This window comes from Paenibacillus sp. 2KB_22 (assembly GCF_052115745.1).
Lineage (GTDB): Bacteria > Bacillota > Bacilli > Paenibacillales > Paenibacillaceae > Paenibacillus.
This window is the reverse complement of sequence record NZ_JBFRHG010000009.1, coordinates 44,678-65,423: the sequence shown is the minus strand read 5'-3', so window position 1 is coordinate 65,423 and position 20,746 is coordinate 44,678. Positions and strand designations below refer to the sequence as shown.

The window sequence follows — 20,746 nt, the reverse complement described above, 5'->3', positions numbered from 1 at the left end:
GGCTTTTTTGCTGTTTCATGACTGCCGTAGTAGTTGTTTGATATCCGCTGCCGGACTGGAGCCAAGCTCCTCTTTGAGCAATTCCTCCAGAACAAGATACTGTCGCTGCGCTTCGGTTCTTCGTCCAAGCGAGAGATACAACAGGATGATCTCACGATGAATATCTTCCCGAATCGAATCAATCTGGAGGATACGTTCAAAATAATACAGCGCCCGTAGCGGCTCGCCTTCCTTCACGTGATAGTGGGCAGCAGTTTCCATCGTCATAATGAAATCCAGTTCCAGCTGTCTGGACCAAGCGAAAGCCCACTCATAGTGCCTTCCTTTCAGGAGTTCACCCGTATACAACGTGTCCATCCGCTCGAAGAGCTCGGGGCGATGTGCTGAGGCCTGCCGTATCTGCCGGAACAAAACCTCGAACTCGTACAGATCACAGTTGATCGCTTCCCGGTCGATACGGATACCATTCCGGTCCTTAAGAATGATCGGCACGTCACTGTTATCCCCGATAGCACGTCGTACGTAGTACAGTGTGGAATTGATATTCGTCCAGGCCTTCTGCGGACTGAGGTCCTTCCACAACGTATCGGCCAGCGCATCGCGGGTGGTCGATTTGGTATACAGCAAGAAGGCGAGTAACTCTTCCGTTTTGGGCGTTCTAAGCTTGATGGGGCTGTCTGCTCCGGCTCCACCGAACACGGTGAATTCACCAAACAGACGAACGTTCAGTTTCGGTTCAGGCACTGCTGGCTCGGGCGTTGTCACGGACTTGTGAAGCTTTTCCTGCAACCGCTGAATGCTGCGGTTCAGTCGCTCTGCCGTGACCGGCTTGATAACGTAATCGATCACCTCTTTGTCGAAGGCCTGCACCGCATATTCCTCATATCCGGTCACCAGCACGATGGGAAGCGAAGGGTGATGTTTACGCAATTCACCAATGAGGTGCATACCCGAGATACGAGGCATCGTTATGTCCAGAAATGCTGCATCGAAGCTATTCTCTGCCGCGTATTCACAGGCTTCCTCCGGGTCGTGAAACGCACGACATACTTCAACTTCTCCGCTTTCTGTCAAAATACGATTCAGTCGCTTGAGCGACAGATCCTCATCATCCACGATGATGACTTTTATCATGTTTCATAACCCCCGTTCCCATCTGTGCTTATACGTTGATTAGGAAGATCAAATGTAATGCGCGTTCCCTCGCCGTCCAGACTTTCCATCTGAAGGTGTCTGCCATACAGCAGGTTCAACCGGCTGGAGATATTCCATATTCCCACGCCATTACTGCCGTCCGTGGATTGCCGAATTTCCTCCATTCTTTGCTTGGTTATGCCAATTCCGTTGTCCTCGATAGAGAAACGTGTTTCCGTATCATTCAGATTACGAATGGACAACATGACGCGACCACCGCGAATGCTGGACATCAGCCCGTGGCGAATCGCGTTTTCAATCAGGGGTTGCAACGTGAGGGGCGGAATGTCCATATTTCGGTTCACGTCCGCATCCACATCGATAATAACCTCCAGCCGTGAGCCAAAGCGTGCCTGCTCAATGGCAACGTATGCTTCGATCATCTCCAGTTCGTTCATCAGGCTGGTTTTGGAGTCCAGATGTTTGAAGTGCACACTGCGCCTTAAGTAACTCGATAATTGCAAAATCAATTGTTCTGCCCGATTCGGCGCATCCACACACAATTCGGCAATGGCATTCAGAGCGTTATACAGAAAGTGCGGGTTCATCTGTGACCGCAAAAAGGAGATCTCTGCATCTCGCGCGGCTTGAACAGACGTTTTCATCCGGGTCAAACCGCCGATCCGTGCCAGCAATTCCTCTGATTCGAATGGTTTTGATACGAAATCATTGGCACCTTTCTCCAAGGCCAGCTTCAACTGATTGGCTTTATTACTCGCCGTCAGCATGAGCACAGGAAGCTCGGAAGGAGAGTAGCGTTCCCTGATCCGTTCCAGCAATTCGTAACCCGACATGTCCGGCATCATAATGTCGGCAATGACCAGATGCACGGCAGGAAGCTGGTCGAGCAGTTCCAGTACAGAAGGGGAACGTGAGGTTACCGCATAACTGTAGCCTTCCAACTTCAAGAGATTCACTATGGTCTGTAAATTAGCCGAGTCGTCGTCCACAACGATGATCCATTCGTTGAGATGCCCTTCCACAATCGTTGGTTCTTCGAACCTAAGTAGCTGATTACCATGACTTGTAGGAGCTATGGTAAGTGGCTTGACGTTGGATCGTTTCTCACCTCTGCCATCTGCCAGTGGAAAAGTCAGGATGAACGTGGCCCCCATGCCAGGTACCGATTCCGCATGAATGGTTCCTCCATGCAGCTCTACCAGCTTGCGTGTAATGCTTAGTCCAAGACCGGTGCCTCCAGCAACGACTGGCCCCGTATCTGCTTCCTGTTCGAACGGCAGGAAGATATGCTCCAGCTTGTCCTTGCCGATGCCACGACCGGTATCCATAATGCGAATTTCCGCTTTGCCTTGAACAACCGCAGCACGGATGCTAACCGTACCATGTTCCGTGAACTTGACGGCATTACCGATCAGATTATGCAAAATCTGAATCAATCGGTTGCCGTCGGCATAGATCGGCGGGAAATGCGCCGGGATGTGGTTCATGAGTTCCACCTTTTTCGCGCCAAGCAGGAAGGAGTGCATACGCATGACCGATTCGACAAACGAGTACAGATCGGTTGAAGACCGGTGGAGCGGGATGTCGCCATGTTTCATTTTCGAATAATCCAGTAATTCATCGACCAGGTAGGTTAATCGTCTGCCGCTTCCCGTCACGATCGCCAGGTTATGCGCCTGTTCGTCGGTAAGTGGACCTTCGGCACCTTTGAGCAGGCTCTCACTGATGTTCACAATGGCATTCAGCGGTGTTTTGAGCTCATGCGAGGTGTTCGACAGGAAGTCATCTTTAACCTTATCCAGCAAGAGCAGCTGATCTTTGAGCGCACGGACTGTACGATAAGCTTCGAAGAACCGAAGTACCGCGAGAAACAGCATCAGGATGCTGAACAGGACAATGGAGACCTGCCCGATGTTCATATTTTCCTTAAGTGAGATGGAGAAGAGGTTAATGTCCAGACAGTACAGTGTGATGCTTAAGAGAGCCGCGTACCACAGAAAAGTAGACAGCCGATCACCCTTCTCACTCGTCAGAAACTGTGATGCGCATTGATATAACAACCAGAGCAGCATCACCGTGTACATAACGACAACGTAAGGTGCAGCCAGCCCATAGATGGAAATAGGTAGGAGCGCGACCATGCATAAGTAAGCTCCGAAGATGATCAGGATTACTGTTGTAAGCAGACCGGACAGGATGCCTGTTTTGAATCGGTAGAAGTAAACGGTCAGCAGACCCAGACATGCAACGGAGCAGAAATCTTTTAATTTATAGAGCGTGCTAAAGGAAATTTCCGTGTTCACCATGGATAACACACGTTCGCTGATCATGCCGTTATAGAGCGCATACAGCAGACAGATTAGACCGAGCAGCAACAGGGAATCGTCTCTGTTTCGGTAGAGCGCAGACCCCAGGTAACTGATGAGGAATATGATTGAAATGGTCGCCAGTACAGCAAGCGTGCCGAATTCAACGGCTGTGCTGATTTGATGTTTTTTCAGCATGGCTGCTTGTTCGCCGAAAAAGAGTGGCCCCGGAATGCCAGCGTCCGTGTAATCGTAATTAGCCACCCGGATCAGAATCTCAATGTCACCGCCATGATAAGGGAAAAAGCCGATCTGGGGGGAGTTTCCTGGTCGATATCCGGCTGATTTCTCCACGGCATGCCCGTCTTCCAGTAGCTTGTTGCCATTGATATAGATTTCGCTGGAAAAACGAATGTTCATTTTTTTGATAGCCAGCGTTCCCTCAAAAGGTACATTTCGGAGCACCAGTCGATACGTGGCGAAGCCGTGGGTTGGCAGTCGTTCGCCGTCCATTATAATTCGATTCCATGAACCGGGAACCTTTGCATATGCATCGGGTGCTTTTGTTGGACCAACCTGATTCGGAGTTACAGATTCAACAGGAAGCAGCTTGTTCCAGTAAAATTCCCACTCACCGTCCAGCTTGATCCGCTCGTCTTGTTCCGGGTTCCAGTCCGATAGGTCCATAACACCTTGACGGGCATGAAGAGCCGCAGATTGGGGTTCTCTGATTGTTGACAGGAGCAGTACGGTAACAGCGACTACAATCGTCAGGACAACGCCTGAAATTTTTAATAACACGAAATACTGCTCCTTTAGAGGTTGTTCGATCCTTTGGTAGATGCGGACCAAATCTCTTGTATTCTATCGGCATTGTAGCGAATATCTCTGGGGGGTGCAATCATATTTCGACAATTTTTTCTGTTTATTGTTTGTTTATTGTGATGGAAAAAGCCCAAAAGTCATCACGACTTTCGGGCTTTTTTGTACCTTTTTTATGAGGAAGGTTATTTCAAAATGTTAAGCGTGAATTTATACCCATCCCGTATATTCCAGTATCGACGCTTTTGCAGACTGTGCTTCCGTATGAGCCGCTTTGCGCCAGGCTTTGGGTGATTCTCCCATCAGTTTGGCGAAGCAGCGGTTAAAGCTGGAGATGGATCGGAAGCCGACTTGCTCGGAGATGGACAGAATGGAGGCCTCTGTGCTTTTCAATCGCTTGCATGCCTCTTCAATTCGGGTACTGTTCAGAAAATCAAGCGGTGTGGTTCCCATAATTTCATGGAACTTGCGGCGAAAATGCGTTGTACTCAGATGACATAGATCAGCGAGGTAATCGATGGTCACGGGCATCATGTAATTTTTGGTGATAAACTCCAGCACGGGTGAGATGACCAAGTCACCTTGGAGGTCACGTTCCCGTTCCTGATTCTGCGCTGACCAGCTCTCGTTGCTTGCATGAAGTCGAAGCAGTTCAATATATAGAGACATCAACAAGCCGTACGCGCTCTCCCGATAATAGGGGGACTGCTGCTTAATCTCTTCTACGACTGATGTTGCGAGTGTGTGAATTTTGGGATGTTGTTCCTTATTCAGAATGCAATTGCTCCCCTGAATAGCCCATAAATTCGGTTCAATGTGACTTTGGGCTGTTTTGAGCGAATGGCGGAAGAGTTCTTCCGGTGAAAAAAAGATATAAGCCCACAGGCTGGCTTTATTCGGTGAACTGTATGTGGTATGTGGAAGGTAGCGGGGAATGAACGTGACGTCGCCTGCCCGAAAATGCACAGATTCCCCCTTAATCTCCATGATCCCCTCATCTGAATAACAGATGCCAATCTCCATGTGGTTATGGAAATGAAGATGCTCACTCTTGATATCGGATATTCTCCAGCGGTCTCCACTGAGTAACAGAACAGGGAAATCAATGGGCAGGCTGTAATGACGATATTCAATGACAGGTTTCTTCGGTTTGGGCATTGTCGAGGGCTCCTATGTATAAATGATTGAAATTGCGTAGTTTTGTTGTGAATATGCTTAGATTGAGACTATTTTACTGCGTACAATGGAATAAGTAAAGCGTTTACAAAAATGGACGGACACCTCTCAGGACGCACTTGGGGGCGTGTGCGCAGGGAGAGGGGAATAACAATGCTTCAAGTGAAATATGACCGAGAACAGATTTTGCACGTAATCGACAGCGTTACCAAGAAAACACTGGATATGGATCTGACATGGGATTGGCCCGGCGGTGTGGCGTATTACGGTGTATCCAGAGCCTATCAAACGACAGGCAACCAAGAAATACTGGACAGGCTGGTGAAATGGGCAGACGAATATATCGAGCTGGGTCTGCCAAGTTGGACGGTAAATACATGTGCCATGGGTCATGTGCTCATCACTTTATATGAAGAAACTGGGGATCAGAAATATTGGGATATTGTCCTCAGCAAAGTCGATTATCTCCAGAACCATGCGCTTCGCTTTGGAGACCGTGTGCTTCAGCATACAGTATCCGTTTCCAATGATTTTCCGGAACAGGCTTGGGCGGACACCTTGTTTATGGCAGCATTTTTCCTGCTCCGCGTAGGTAGCAAATTAAAGGATGAAGCCATGATTCAGGATGCGCTGAATCAGTATTACTGGCATATCAAATACCTTCAAGATCCGAGCAGCAGTCTGTGGTATCACGGCTATAACAATATCAACAAGGATCATATGTCCGGATTTTACTGGGGGAGAGCGAACGCTTGGGGCGCCTATACGATGTCTCAGGTGAAACCGCAACTGAAAGACTGGTATCTGTATCCGCAGTGCATGGATGTAGAATGTGCTCTTCGCGATCAATTGGCCGCTCTCAAGCTGGTGCAGACCGAGAATGGCTTGTGGCGTACGGTTTTGGATGACGAAGATTCGTATGAAGAGGTATCGGCTTCCGCGGGTATTGCAGCAGCCATGATCAATAACGGCAATCCACTGCATACGAAATACGTGCAAAACGCACTGGAGGGCATCCTGAACAACATTAGCGAAGATGGACGCGTGCTTGGTGTATCTGGCGGTACGGCGGTGATGAAGGATCGGGATGGCTATCGCAATATTCCTAAAGACTGGATTCAGGGCTGGGGTCAGGGCCTGGCACTCGCTTTTCTGTCCGATATGTTGAGATAGGGAGGGAACCCAATTGTCCAAACCAACCAAAGGCTCTTTTACATTGCCGGGAGAATCCGGTTATGAGGCACTGACGCTGGAACTTGCTGATCGCTGGGGTGCCGATGTGATCCGTGACAGTGACGGTACGAAATTGTCTGATGAGATTATTAATGCCGGATATGGCATCTATTCAACCATTTGCATTATTCGGGATCATAATGAGTGGGCATCCCGTAATCTGGATAAGCTGCAGCAATGTTTTCTCATTACGAATCCGAAGGTCGCTGTACAAGATTATGTATCCATCTATCTGATGGAGGACTTCTTCGCTGAGCAATTCAGAGTGAATGATTCCAAAGAAGCGTTTAAGTATTGGCAGGTATATGATCGAACGACGGGAGAAGAAGTTCCTAGAGGACAGTGGAATTATGAGAGGGAATCTGGCAATGTAGTGATTACTGGCGTTGCTCCCTGGCATAAATACACGGTGAGTTTCATGGTCTACCGGATCTGGGAAGAGATCTCCATGTATAATCATACGACCAATAACTGGGACAAAGAGCATCTGATGCAGATTGACCCAATCTATACGGAAACGCAAACCTATCTGCTGGATTGGATGGAAAATTGGTGCCAAAACCATCCGGAAACAACGGTTGTACGTTTTACATCGCTATTTTATAATTTCGCCTGGATCTGGGGCAGTGATGAGCGGAATCGCCATCTGTTCTCGGATTGGGGTTCATATGATTTCACGGTAAGTTCGAGAGCGCTGGATCTGTTTGCTCAGAAACATGGGTACTCACTCTCAGCCGAGGACTTTGTGAATGGCGGTAAATATCAGGTCACTCATATGCCTGCAGATCAGCGAAAACTGGACTGGATGGCCTTTATCAATGATTTTGTCATTGAATTCGGTAAGAAATTAATTGATATGGTGCACAAACATAACAAGCTGGCGTATGTCTTCTATGATGACAGCTGGGTGGGCATGGAGCCGTACAATGATCGTTTTCAGGAGTTTGGATTCGACGGCATGATCAAATGTGTGTTCTCCGGTTATGAGGCTAGAATGTGCTCAGGCGTTAAGGCTGATACCCATGAGATTCGATTGCATCCCTACTTGTTCCCGGTTGGCTTAGGCGGGCTTCCTACCTTTAAGGAGGGAGGAGACCCTACCCTGGATGCGAAGAAATACTGGATTAATATCCGGCGTGCGCTGCTGCGTGAGTCGATTGACCGGATTGGATTGGGTGGATATTTGCATCTGGTTGAGCCTTACCCGGACTTTGTGGATTATATCGAGAAGATTGCCCATGAATTCAGGGAAATGAAAGAGCTGCATCAGGCTGGAAAGCCTTATCAGATCAAGACAAAGGTAGCCGTGCTGCATAGCTGGGGCAAGTTAAGATCGTGGACCTTGTCCGGTCATTTTCATGAAACACATATGCATGATCTGATTCATGTGAATGAGGCCTTAGCCGGGTTGCCTGTTGACGTGCAGTTTATTGATTTTGATGATATTTGTCAGGGCGCGTTGAAGGATGTAGATGTCGTCATCAATGCCGGCTCTGCAGGTTCAGCATGGAGCGGTGGAGCGCATTGGAGTGACCACAAGTCTGTGGACTTATTGACCCAATGGGTGTATGAGGGTGGTACCTTTATTGGCATTAACCAGCCTTCGGCAATGGATGGGTACGACAGCTATTTTAGAATGGCCCACGTGCTTGGGGTGGATGAGGATACAGGCGCCAGAGTTGTCCATGGAAAATGGTCGTATGAGGTTAGTGATGAGTATGGTTTGGTGCCTGAGGGGGCTAGCATACTTCCGAAAAATAACATTTATCTTACTGATGGATCAGCAGCTGTAGTGAGTGAAACGGATGGTCAGATCACACTGTCCACACATGCTTTTGGAAAAGGAAAAGGGATCTACCTGCCTTCCTTCGAATTCAGCTGGGCAAATACAAGACTACTTCTGAATTTGATTCGATTTGCGGGCAATGAATTCCATGAAACAAAGTACATCACGGATAACTTGTACACCGAGTGCGCCTACTACCCTGAGAGCAACATATTGGTTGTGATCAATAATAGCGATCAGGTTCAGTCCACGACGATCCATACAGAGCATGGAAAACAGACCGTGGAATTGGAGCCGTATGATACGGTGATCACCAAAATTGGTTTAACAAAATCGGTATCCCCATAGAATGATGACTCGATAGACCGTATTCCTTAACCAGGGAGCGGTCTATTTTATTTATGAGTTGAATCAATTTCATTAACGTATATATTGCGGATCTTACAGAATCCCCGAACGAGAAAGCCAAATTCTTTAGATGTGGGATGAAAGTGAGGTCGGATACGGAGTATCACTATTGTGATGCTTCAAGTATCCGAAATGTCTGCCTTCTTAATTTTTTTAGTTTGTTTCAATTCATCTATTAAACTGATACAATATAGATATGAATGAATATAGAAGAACAAACACAACCGTATCTTTGTTGAACTATCATTTTGTGTTCTGCCCACGATACAGAAGAAAGATATTTCTCAAATTAGAGGTAGAACAGCGCTTCAAGGAACTGGTGCATGAGGTATGTGCAGAGCTTAAAATTGTGATTGTTGCCATGGAGTGCGACAAAGACCATACACATATGTTTCTCAATGCACTTCCAACATTAAGCCCTGCTGATATCATGGCAAAAATAAAAGGAGTCACATCAAAAAAACTACGAGAAGAGTTTCCACACCTTCTGCATTTGCCCAGTTTGTGGACACGTTCCTATTTTGTTTCTACCGCTGGAAATGTATCAAGTGAGACCATCAAGCGTTATGTTGAACAACAAAAGACAAGGGGGTGAAGTAACTGTCTCAGACCCTAACAGTTAAGGTAAAGCTGCTGCCGACTAAAGAGCAGATCCAACTATTGCAACAAAGTAGTCATGAATATATCCGAGTTGTTAATACACTCGTGGCCGAGATGGTAGAAGAAAAGAAAAGGTTGAAGAAGACAACAAAAGACATTCCTGCTAATCTACCAAGTGCAGTAAAAAATCAAGCGATTAAAGATGCGAATAGTGTCTTCTCTACCAAAGTTAAGAAAAGTAAATACGCAATCATACCGACCCTAAAGAAACCGATTTGCGTATGGAATAACCAAAACTATTCTCTTGACTTCACGCACATTTCCATTCCATTCATGGTAGAGGGAAAATCTAAGCGTTTAAAAATTCGTGCATTGTTCATCGACAAGGACCATCGAAACGTTGACCTTTTGAAGCATAAACTTGGTACGCTCCGTGTCACGAAAAGCTCAGGTAAGTGGATAGCCCAAATTGCTGTCACCATGCCAATAACTGAAAAAACGGGTATGCGGATTTTGGGCGTTGATTTAGGGTTGAAAGTCCCTGCCGTAGCCATCACAGATAATGATCACGCTCGATTCTTTGGGAATGGGCGAGAAAACAAATACAAGAAACGGAAGTTTCGTAGTGTTCGTCAAAAACTAGGAAAACAAAAGAAAGTGAACGCTATTCGCAAGTTAGATGATAAAGAACAACGATGGATGAAAGACAAAGACCACAAAGTCAGTCGTGAAATCGTTAATTTCGCAGTCGAAAATAAGACTTCTGTCATTCGCTTAGAGCAACTAACGAATATTAGGCAGACGACAAGAACAAGTCGTAAAAACGAAAAGAATCTACACACATGGTCATTCTACCGTTTGGCACAATTCATTGAATACAAAGCAAACATGGCAGGGATCAAAGTGGAATATGTGAACCCTGCATATTCAAGTCAAACCTGTCCAGAATGTTCAAAAAAGAACAAGGCGCAAGATAGAAGATATACGTGCCCATGTGGATTCAAGAGACATCGTGATATCGTTGGGGCGATGAATATTCGCTACGCAACTGTGATTGGCGGTAACAGTCAATCAGCCTAAGATGCTATATGCACTGTCTTAGGAGGGGTAATGGCATACCCTAATCTTAGCATCTGTCCAAAGCAGAAATGAAATGAGGACGTTAAGCTTAGCTAAGAATCCCAATCACTTTAGTGATCTTGCCCCTTTAGGGGTGGGAGTGTCAATGTATAGTGTTAACACTATTTAGTAGAATATTTAAATAAGGATAGGGATCATGAGCCTTAATATATTATTGTTTTCATCTTTTGAAAGGAGAGAATGCCCTAATGTACAGTTATAAAATGTTGGACAAAATAAGGATGGAGACACTTCACCAAGCGTTTGTGGATGCGTTCTCCGACTATCAGGTTAAAATGGATTTGCCTTTTTGGAAGTTTCAACAGATGCTCGAACGAAGGGGGTATCACCCGGAAATCTCTATGGGAGCCTTTAAAGATGAGAGAATGGTCGGATTTGTTATCAATGGACTTCGAAGCTGGAATGGAAAGGCAACTGCATATGACCTTGGGACAGGCGTAGTACAAGATTGCAGACGGCAGGGCATTACAAGCAATCTGCTCTTGAATATTCAAAAGCTGTTAAAAGAAAAAAATGTAGAGCAATATTTGCTGGAGGTCATCCAATCCAACGAATCTGCAGTTCAGCTGTACAGTAAACAAAACTTCAAAATTCAAAGGGAATTTTCATGTTTCCAGCTGGAAAAAGATCAATTCATACCGCAAACGACCTGCACGGTGGAATGTGTGGAGAGAATCGATTTGGAGCAGTTCAAGGAATTTTGGGATGTGGAGCCCTCCTGGCAAAATTCAATGGATTCCATCTACGTTGTACCGGAGGCTTTTATCTATGTCGTTGCACGTCAGGATCACAAAATTGTTGGCTATGGCATTATAGATCAAAAAACAGGTGATATTCCACAGCTTTCAGTGAACCAAAATTATCGGGGCAAAGGTATTGCAAGCAGCATCCTGACAGAGATGGTCAAGCGCACAGAATCGCCAATAATCAGTGTCCTCAATGTGGAGTCTCATCTGAAACCGATGCAAGATTTCCTCGTGGTCAAATCAGGTTTTGCATATCATGTGGGCCAGTACGAAATGCTCTTGAAATTATAACGTGATCGTCGTTTCGACTTAAGATCAGATCGGGTTCATACGAAAATATGTGGGGTGTTAGTGTCTGTCTTGTTGGGCCAGTTGAACGGGAGGTTGATTAAAGGCTTCCCGGAAATCCTGGATTGCAGTATCCAACCCATCCTGTACTCGTTATAATAATGTTGATATATGACATGGTTAGAGGAGACAAAGACATAACATGAGCCGAAAGACATACTGTAAGCGTATTCAGTTTCTGGATGATTGGAGTCTCAAAACCAAGTTGTACATATTGTTCATTTTTTGTGTGCTGGTCCCGGTCCTGGTCACAAACACCGTGTTTTACCTAAGCATCAAAGGTAACATTGAGGAGAAGGAGCATAGCCGATTCAATGAAATGCAGCAAAGGATCAAGTTCAACCTGCGAAACAGTATAGACAATAGCTTGTATGTCTCCAATTTTCTCTATACCGATGGAACGCTGAACCGGTTCATGGAGTCCAAGTATCGCGATCAGGAAGACTATTACTCTGCTTACTATGATATGCTTAGCAACAACAATCTGGTCAGGTACTACTACAGCTACCAGCAGGTGAACCAAATTACGTTTTATGTTGGCAATGACACTTTCGTCAATGGAGGAAACTTCATTAAGCTGGATGATGAGGTGAAGAAAAGTGATTGGTATCAAGCGCTGATGAACACGAGCGAGCATATCATGATCTATTCGTATTTTGACAAGCAGCAGGCAGAGATGTCGCAAAGTCAGGGAGGACGCAAAGTCAGCATTATTCGTAAGCTGGATTACTTTGGGGAGCAGCAGGTTGAAAAGGTGTTAAAGGTTGATCTGGACTACGCTTTCATCAACAAATCGCTTAAAAATGAGGGAGCGAACGGGAAGGTGTATGTCGTGTCGGATGGTAGGGTCATTTTCTCGAACGATTCAAAGATGAATCAGACTCGCAAGCCATTTAATCTGATTGCGAACAGTTCAATTGACCCTGTTCAATCCATGCAATCGATTCCCGTCGTATCCGAGGATTGGCAGATTGTCGTCAGCACGGAGAAATTGGACGTTCTGTCGGAGATTATTAATTCCAAGCTTAATTTGACGTTGCTGATCATTCTTAATCTGTTGGTGCCCACACTGCTGATCTGGTTGATATCCAGATCGCTGGTCATCAGAGTTGATCGAATAGCGAAGCACTTGGATCAAGTGAAACATGAGAAATTTGAGGTGATATCGGGACCTGTGGGCAAGGACGAGATCGGCAGTCTGACCCATAGTTATAACATGATGGTCATCAAGATCAAGAATCTGATTGAGATTGTGTTTAAGAGTCAGGTGGAGCGGCAAGCCCTTGAGCTCTCCAAGAAGCAGGCGGAGCTGAAAGCCCTTCAGAGTCAGGTGAATCCCCATTTCATGTTCAACACGCTTGAAACGATCCGTATGAGGAGTTTGATCAAGGACGAACTTGAAACCTCCGATGTCATTCATAAACTGGCACTGCTGCTGCGTCAGACGATCAATTGGGGCGACGATCTGATTACAATTGCGGAGGAAATCAATTTCGTGGAGAGTTATCTGAGCATCCAGCAGTATCGCTTTGGTGAAAAGCTGCAATTCGCAATCAGGATCACAGACGAATCCATTGCTGCGATGATGATACCCAAGCTAACCGTTCTCACCTTTGTGGAGAATGCTTGTATCCATGGGATTGAAGGGACGTCGAATGACGGGGTCGTGGAGGTATTATTCGAAATTCGAAGTAATGAACTGTACATTTCCATTCGAGACACTGGAGTCGGTATGGATCAGGACAAGCTGGCCTCGCTCCGCAAAATGATGCAAGATCCGAGTATGGATCGGATGAGCGAGCTTAGCAGCATTGGTATGATGAATGCATATATTCGGCTGCGGATGTATTTTGATGATTTTGTTCAGGTGCACATATTCAGTGAAAAGGGGGAGGGGACAACGATTGGCATTCAAATTCCTCTTATGAAGGCATCTCAAGAATAAGGAGCGAGGATATGATCAACGTGCTGATTGTGGACGATGAACCATTTATTCGCCAAGGACTTCTATTGTTAATTGATTGGGAGTCTTACGGTTTCCAGATTTGCGGTCAGGCTTCCAATGGCATGCAAGCCTTGGAGTGCATACGCGCTGTGCAGCCCGATCTGGTCATTTCCGACATCAAGATGCCGGAAATGGACGGCATGCAGCTTGCCCAAACCTTATATGAGCAATATAACGGTGATATCAAGCTAATTCTTCTTAGTGGATTCTATGAGTTCGGATATGCCAAGCAGGCAATTAAATATCAGGTGAATGACTACATTCTCAAGCCTATCGTGAAGACAGAGCTGGTACAGGTGCTTGAGGAGTTCAGGGACGCATTTCATGCGCGGACAGAAGAGAAGCGATCTCAGCAAAAAAAGGATCGAATTATTATGGGCCAGCATATGCAGTCGATCTTGCTTGGGGTGGCCGAGGAGGAGGCGGTTACGAGTCTGCAGCCCCACTATCAAGAGGCCATCACACTGCGTTGCATCCTGATTGAGGCGGAAGGCGGTGCAACACACGGAACGGATTGGTGCGATCGGGTTGAGGCATGGCTGGGCGAGCCTTTGCCGGGGCAAATTTTGAAGCCATTCACAGGTGATAAAAATGCGGTTCTGCTCATGGTTACAGATATGATGGTGAAACGTAAGGCAGTGGCTTTGGAGCAATATTTGAACCGATTACATGCCGATCTGAGCCACGGTCACGGGGCGGCGGTTACTTGTTATGTCGGGAAGGAAGTACATGGGTTTGAGGCGCTGAATGAGTCTTATCAATCCTGCGGCATAATGAAAAGCTTACGTTTCTTCACCACATGCGGGCCTATTTATTACTTCGAGCTTATGGATACGACCCTATTTAGTAATCGTCCGGGACAGTTCGAAAAACAATTGTTCGATGGGTTGATCAAGTCCATTGAGGAACAGCAGACGTATGAGCTTTACAGCCATGCAAAGGCAATATTTCAATTTTTTCTGGATGAGCGAATCGAGCCTGGTATTGTCCGAATCCACCTGCACTATTTGGCATACAATTTGCTGGATCTCGTGAATAACGATACGGTCACTCCAGATTCCGGGCTGATGGAATCGACTTTTCTGAAGGTGAACTACGCGATGTTATCGATGGAGGAAAACATTGAACACTTATACGAGTTCTCGCTCATGTGCGCAGAGAAGCTGAAGGAGCAGCAAAAGTCGAAGGCGATGGGCATATTAGCCAAAATTGAGGCCTTCATTCACGAGCATTACAAAGAGAATATCAGCCTGAAATTGCTAGGAGAGCAGTTCTACATGAACAGCGCATACCTGGGACAGATTTTCAAAAAGCATTACTCGATCAGCTTCAGTGATTATTTGAATCAATTGCGAATTGAGGAAGCCGCTCGGCTGTTGCGCAGAACAGATCAAAGAGTATACGAGATTGCAACAATGGTGGGATATCGGGATTCCGATTACTTTATTAGCCGGTTCGAGAAACTCATGGGGGAGACTCCTGCACAATATCGTAAAAGTGCCCATACTGCGTACTCTCTTGATTCAACATCCTGCACTCCTTGATGGAGCGGCGGGATATTTTTTTTCGCAGATGCTGGAATTAGTGGGATTCCATCTATAGTTTATCCCGTTGAGAGGGGCATGGAAGCATGATAATTTTAAGTCAGCCTTTGGAAAGCGCTTTCTAAAAAGCTTCTGTCAATATAATCGATGGAGGGGTCATGATGAAAAAGGATGTTAGAAAAAGAATCAGGTATTGTGCTCTGCTCGCTTTAATACTGGTCGTTGCACTCACTGGATGTACACCGGGGTCGTCCTCGAAAGGGGAAACGACAGCAGATGGAAGGGAATTGAAACAATTTTCAGCATTTTTTGCCGTACCGGGAAAAATTGCGCCTGACGATAATCGGGTGCTAAAAGCTATTGAGGAGAAAACAGGCGTTAGAGTTACGATGGACTGGCTCACGGGCCAAACAGCCAAAGAGCGAATTGGTGTGCTCATTGCAGGCGGCGAATATCCCGATTTTATCGATGGGAGTGATGGTACTCAGCAACTGGTAGCAGCAGGGGCGTTAGTACCACTTGAGGATTACATCGATAAATATCCGAACATTAAAAATTACCTGGGCGAAGACTGGAAGAAAATGAAAAATACGACGGATGGTCATATCTACTTCATTCCTCAATTCGGCAATATACAAGAAAAATCGATGAAAGTATCCCATGATGGAGAAGCGTTCTGGATTCAGAAGGCCGTACTGGAGTGGGATAACTATCCGACAATCAAAACACTTGACCAATACTTTGACTTAATTGAACGGTATAAAGCAGCTCACCCGACCGTTGATGGTCAGCCAACGATTGGATTCGAAATTATCTCTTATGACTGGCGTTATTTCGCACTGGAGAACCCTCCGCTCTTCATGGCTGGTTATCCTAACGAAGGCGCAGCCATCGTTGATAAAGAAACGCTGACGGCCAAAAACTATAATACTATTCCGGAAGCGAAGGCCTATTTCAAGAAGATCAATGAGGTATATCATCAAGGCCTGGTCGATAACGAAACCTTTACAGCAAACTATGATCAATATATATCCAAAATTTCAACCGGACGTGTGCTGGGTATGGTGGATCAAGGATGGCAGTTCCTTGACGCCGAGGCATCACTCGTGAAGCAAAAATTGTATGACAAGACCTATGTACCGTTGTCTATTACACTCTCCGAGGATGTTAAAGGACGTTATCAGAACAATCCGATTCTTAACGTGAATGGCGGCTTGGCTATTACAAAGAGCTGCGAGGATATCGAGGGAGCGCTTCAATATATTAATGATTTGCTGGACCCTGAGATGGAGGTATTGAGAACCTGGGGACAGGAAGGCGTGGATTACCAAGTGGATGACAAAGGCGTGTTCTCCCGGAATGAAGAGCAACGTGCGAATTCCAAAGATCCGGACTGGGTGCTGGCGAATACGGGAAGCCCATTGGTCTACTTCCCGCATCATGAAGGCATGACCGCTGACGGGAAGAATGCTCTTGACCCTAAGGAGCAGCCGGAGGAGTACCTTGCCACATTGAATGACATCGACAAAAAAGTGCTGAAGGCGTACGGATATACGAAATTTACTGATTTCCTGGAGCCTGCGGAGGAAAATGAACCGTGGTTCCCGATCTACACCTATAATTTCGAACCGAATAAGCCAGAAACGATTGCCAGACAGAAGATGGACGATGTGAAACGCAAATGGCTGCCAAAAGTAATTATGACTTCACCAGCCGAATTTGATAAGGCTTGGGAAGAATATCAAGCCACACTTAAGGAAAGTGCAGATATTAAAGCGTATGAAGATGCGTTGACGGAAGAAGTCCGCAGACGCATGGAATTGTGGGGATAAAGGCCTGTCACACCGAAAGGCTATGGGGAATCCCGTAGCCTTTCTTACACGCTAGATTGGGAGATTGGATAGGAAAGGAATCGATTCATCCAGACTGGGTGATATAGATAAACTCGTAAGCAAGGAGAGAAAAAACATGGCCAAAAAGGAGCTGCAGCCTTCGTTAAAAACCAGCCACATCCCAGCGGGAACAAGCTGGATCGGGTACAACCTGTCCAGAATGAAAAGTCAGCGACAATTAATGTGGATGTCATTTCCGTTTATTGCGTTTATCGCTATTTTTGCGTATGGACCATTATGGGGCTGGTTGATGGCGTTTCAGAATTATAGACCTGGCATTGGTTTTATGGAGCAGGATTGGGTGGGGGTGGATCATTTTCGAACGTTATTCACGGACCCTACATTTTTACGTGTCATTCGCAATACGCTGGCGATGAGCCTGATCAGTCTGTTTCTGGGATTTGTCGGTTCAATTGGTCTGGCGCTCTTATTGAATGAATTGCGGATGATATTGTTCAAACGCGTGGTACAGACGGTTTCCTATCTTCCACATTTCCTGTCGTGGATCATCGTAACAGGGATCGTTGCAAATGTATTGTCAACGGAAACAGGTATTGTGAATGTGCTGCTGACAAAATTGGGTCTGATTGAGGCACCAATCAACTTTTTTGCCGAACCCAAATACTTCTGGGGGATTGTAGGTCTGTCCAGCATGTGGAAGGAAATTGGCTGGGGCACGATTATATATCTGGCGGCCATGGCGTCGATTAATCCGAGCTTATACGAAGCAGCTTCCATTGACGGAGCCGGCCGCTTTCGCAAAATGTTCAATGTCACACTTCCAAGCATCAAACCAACGATCATTATCCTACTTATCATCAACGTGGGTAACGTACTTAACGCAGGTTTTGAGATTCAATACTTGCTAGGGAACGGACTGGTACAGGATGTATCCGAGACAATCGACATTTTTGTTCTAAAATACGGGATTAATCTTGGTAACTATTCACTTGCCACCGCAGCAGGCATTTTCAAAAGTGTGGTCAGTCTGGTGCTCATATTCATCGCCAACGGGATTGCCAAGTCTCTTGGTGAAGAGCGATTGATATGATAAGGGGGCATAGCTGTGAAGCGATTTAGTAGAAAACGAAACTTGGGAGACTCTATTTTTTCAATCACCAATGGCATATTTATGTTGCTTGTCATGGTTGTTACGTTATATCCTTTTTTAAACACCATTGCCGTATCTTTCAATAACGGGCTGGATACGATCCGCGGGGGAATCTATCTCTGGCCGAGAGAGTGGACGCTGCAAAATTACGTCTCCGTATTCCAGAATCCGAATCTGACACAAGCTGCATTTATATCGGTTGCCCGAACTGTGATTGGAACGGTTGTACAGCTGTTCTGTACAGCCATGCTGGCCTATGTGCTGAGCCGCAAGGAATATATGTTTAACAAATTGGTCACGACGCTGTTCGTCATGACGATGTATTTCAGCGGCGGCTTAATTCCGGGATACATGCTCATCAAACAAGTGGGGCTGCTGAACAGCTTCTGGGTATACATTATTCCCGGATTGATCGGGGTGTTCAACATGATCGTCATTCGTACCTACATTCAGGGACTGTCGGAGGGATTGATTGAATCCGCGAAGATGGATGGAGCCGGAGATTTTCGGATTTTCATGCGCATCGTGCTTCCGCTGTCCAAGCCAGTGCTGGCTACAGTCGCTCTGTTTATTGCTGTAGGTCAATGGAACTCCTGGTTTGACTCCATATTGTACACGGCGGGTAATCGGAATTTGACCACCTTGCAGTATGAGCTTATGAAATTGTTATCCTCTGCGACCTCACAGGGTGGCACTGTTAACGTGGATTCATACAAAAATGTAACCAACATGGTAACTCCTGTCTCCATTCGGGCAGCGATCACGGTTGTGACGGCCATGCCGATCGTTTTACTGTATCCGTTCTTGCAAAAATACTTTGTCACTGGACTCACCATTGGAGGGGTAAAAGAATGAAAAATGCAAATCAAAGCGAACAATGCACGTTTAACAATCCGATCATGCCCGGGTTTTATCCAGATCCGTCCGTCTGTCGTGTGGGTGAAGATTTTTATTTGGTGACATCGACATTTGCCTATTATCCTGGGGTTCCGATCTTTCAGAGCCGTGATCTTGCACATTGGAAACAGATTGGCAATGTACTGGATCGCCCTTCACAATTAAATCTTCAGGGAGCAGGGCATTCACAGGGAATATTCGCTCCAACGCTTCGGTATCATGAAGGTACCTTCTATATGATTACAACCAACGTATCGCATGGCGGTAATTTTGTTGTAACCGCTACCGACCCGGCTGGGCCATGGTCTGATCCTTATTTTATCGAAGGCGCAGAAGGCATTGATCCGACGATTTTCTTCGATGACGGCAAAGCATATTACCTGGGTACACGTCCTTGCTCTGAGGGAGTTCGTTATAATGGAAACTGGGAAGTTTGGCTGAGGGAGCTTGATCTGACCACCATGAAACTGGTAGGAGACAGTCACGTGCTCTGGCGTGGGGCCATGGTTGATGTTATCTGGCCTGAAGGACCGCATCTGTATAAGATCGATGAATATTATTATTTATTGATTGCAGAGGGCGGCACAGGACCCAACCATGCCGTGACCATTGCGCGAAGCCAAAGCTTAACCGAAGGGTACGTCGGGAATCCGAATAATCCGATCATCACGCATCGCCATTTGGGCAAGCGCTACCCTATTGTTAATGTAGGACATGCCGACTTGGTGCAGGCTGCGAACGGTCAATGGTTCATGGTTATGCTTGCTTCGCGTCCATATGGTGGGAGCTTCAGCAATCTCGGGCGGGAGACGTTCCTTGCTTCTGTCGTTTGGGAGGATGGATGGCCTGTGGTGAATCAGGGGCGAGGTATACTGGAGGATCAGGGTATGCTGGATCTGCCAGCAGCACCAGTGGCACCGGATTTGCGCTGTGAAAACTTTGATACCGATCATCTGGGCTTGCAATGGATGTTTCTGCGCAATCCTCTGGAAGACCTGTATTCCTTGACTGAACGCAAAGGTTATCTGCGATTGAAGCTGAAACCACAAACATTGAAGGAACTCGAGAACTCCAGCTTTGTCTGTGTGCGTCAGAGACATATGGATTACGTGGCAGCCACAGCGATGGAATTTGTGCCGCAGCAAGAGCATGAGACGGCGGGTCTGGTCGTTATTCAGAATGACCAGTATCATGTGCGGATTGAACGTGCACTTGAAGGAGAGCAGCAGGTGCTGCGTGTCATGACATGGTTTGGCGGAGAGGAATCACAGGTTGCTCAAGTTGTGTTGGAAGGGGATGTTCCACGGGTATCCATGAAGATGGCTGCACTTGGACAGCAGCTCAGCTTCTATTACAGCACAGATGGAAGTGAGTATCATCTAGTTGCAGACCGAGTGGATACGACCAGCTTGAGCACGGAAGTGGCTGGCGGTTTTGTTGGGTGCTGTATTGGCATGTTCAGCAGCAGTAATGGTAAATTGTCCGACCAAGCAGCTGACTTTGACTGGTTTGAATATGGTTCGTACTAACGTAAATAAAAAGGGAAGCTCAATCCAGCAGCAGATGCTAAGGGTTGA

General features: G+C 46.3%; 14 protein-coding genes. 11 read left to right on the top strand and 3 right to left on the bottom strand.

What is annotated here, in order from left to right:
• Positions 1–15: 15 nt before the first annotated feature.
• The 3 genes from AB4111_RS28575 to AB4111_RS28565 all read right to left on the bottom strand — a co-directional run bounded on the left by AB4111_RS28575 (position 16) and on the right by AB4111_RS28565 (position 5,441).
• On the bottom strand, positions 16–1,134 hold the full coding sequence (locus tag AB4111_RS28575) for a response regulator (protein WP_442034557.1): 1,119 nt from the start codon (positions 1,132–1,134) through the stop codon (positions 16–18).
• Positions 1,131–4,262 carry an ATP-binding protein gene (locus tag AB4111_RS28570; protein ID WP_442034555.1) on the bottom strand — a complete coding sequence of 1,044 codons (3,132 nt, stop codon included), beginning with the start codon at positions 4,260–4,262 and terminating at the stop codon, positions 1,131–1,133. The genes AB4111_RS28575 and AB4111_RS28570 overlap by 4 nt, the downstream gene beginning before the upstream one ends.
• Before the next feature lie 231 nt (positions 4,263–4,493).
• Positions 4,494–5,441: a helix-turn-helix domain-containing protein gene (locus AB4111_RS28565; protein WP_442034553.1), complete on the bottom strand. Its 948-nt coding sequence runs from the start codon at positions 5,439–5,441 to the stop codon at positions 4,494–4,496.
• A 171-nt stretch (positions 5,442–5,612) separates the two neighbouring features.
• On the opposite strand from AB4111_RS28565, the gene AB4111_RS28560 reads away from it, so the two are divergent.
• From AB4111_RS28560 to AB4111_RS28510, 11 genes are all read left to right on the top strand, one after another.
• Positions 5,613–6,632 (top strand): glycoside hydrolase family 88/105 protein, encoded by a 1,020-nt coding sequence (locus AB4111_RS28560; protein WP_442034551.1) that lies wholly within the window; start codon positions 5,613–5,615, stop codon positions 6,630–6,632.
• A gap of 13 nt (positions 6,633–6,645) precedes the next feature.
• Positions 6,646–8,826 carry a 1,3-beta-galactosyl-N-acetylhexosamine phosphorylase gene (gene gnpA, locus AB4111_RS28555; RefSeq protein WP_442034549.1) on the top strand — a complete coding sequence of 727 codons (2,181 nt, stop codon included), beginning with the start codon at positions 6,646–6,648 and terminating at the stop codon, positions 8,824–8,826.
• 256 nt (positions 8,827–9,082) lie between these two features.
• On the top strand, positions 9,083–9,481 hold the full coding sequence (gene tnpA / locus AB4111_RS28550) for an IS200/IS605 family transposase (protein ID WP_047840510.1): 399 nt from the start codon (positions 9,083–9,085) through the stop codon (positions 9,479–9,481).
• Positions 9,482–9,486: 5 nt separating this feature from the next.
• Positions 9,487–10,566, top strand: a complete 1,080-nt coding sequence (locus AB4111_RS28545) for an RNA-guided endonuclease InsQ/TnpB family protein (RefSeq protein WP_442034715.1) — start codon at positions 9,487–9,489, stop codon at positions 10,564–10,566.
• A gap of 248 nt (positions 10,567–10,814) precedes the next feature.
• Entirely contained in the window at positions 10,815–11,663 is an 849-nt protein-coding gene (locus tag AB4111_RS28540; RefSeq protein WP_442034546.1) for a GNAT family N-acetyltransferase, read from the top strand.
• 199 nt (positions 11,664–11,862) lie between these two features.
• Positions 11,863–13,665 carry a cache domain-containing sensor histidine kinase gene (locus tag AB4111_RS28535; RefSeq protein WP_442034544.1) on the top strand — a complete coding sequence of 601 codons (1,803 nt, stop codon included), beginning with the start codon at positions 11,863–11,865 and terminating at the stop codon, positions 13,663–13,665.
• Between the two features lie 11 nt (positions 13,666–13,676).
• Positions 13,677–15,269, top strand: a complete 1,593-nt coding sequence (locus AB4111_RS28530; protein WP_442034542.1) for a response regulator transcription factor — start codon at positions 13,677–13,679, stop codon at positions 15,267–15,269.
• 158 nt (positions 15,270–15,427) lie between these two features.
• Positions 15,428–17,101, top strand: a complete 1,674-nt coding sequence (locus AB4111_RS28525; protein ID WP_442034540.1) for an extracellular solute-binding protein — start codon at positions 15,428–15,430, stop codon at positions 17,099–17,101.
• A gap of 136 nt (positions 17,102–17,237) precedes the next feature.
• The gene (locus AB4111_RS28520) at positions 17,238–18,212 is read left to right on the top strand and encodes an ABC transporter permease (protein WP_442034538.1); all 975 of its coding nucleotides are present in this window, start codon (positions 17,238–17,240) and stop codon (positions 18,210–18,212) included.
• Between the two features lie 15 nt (positions 18,213–18,227).
• Positions 18,228–19,127, top strand: coding sequence for a carbohydrate ABC transporter permease (locus AB4111_RS28515; RefSeq protein ID WP_442034536.1), 900 nt, complete (start codon positions 18,228–18,230; stop codon positions 19,125–19,127).
• Entirely contained in the window at positions 19,124–20,698 is a 1,575-nt protein-coding gene (locus tag AB4111_RS28510) for a glycoside hydrolase family 43 protein (protein WP_442034534.1), read from the top strand. Before AB4111_RS28515 ends, AB4111_RS28510 begins: the two co-directional genes overlap by 4 nt.
• The last annotated feature ends 48 nt before the right edge of the window (positions 20,699–20,746 follow it).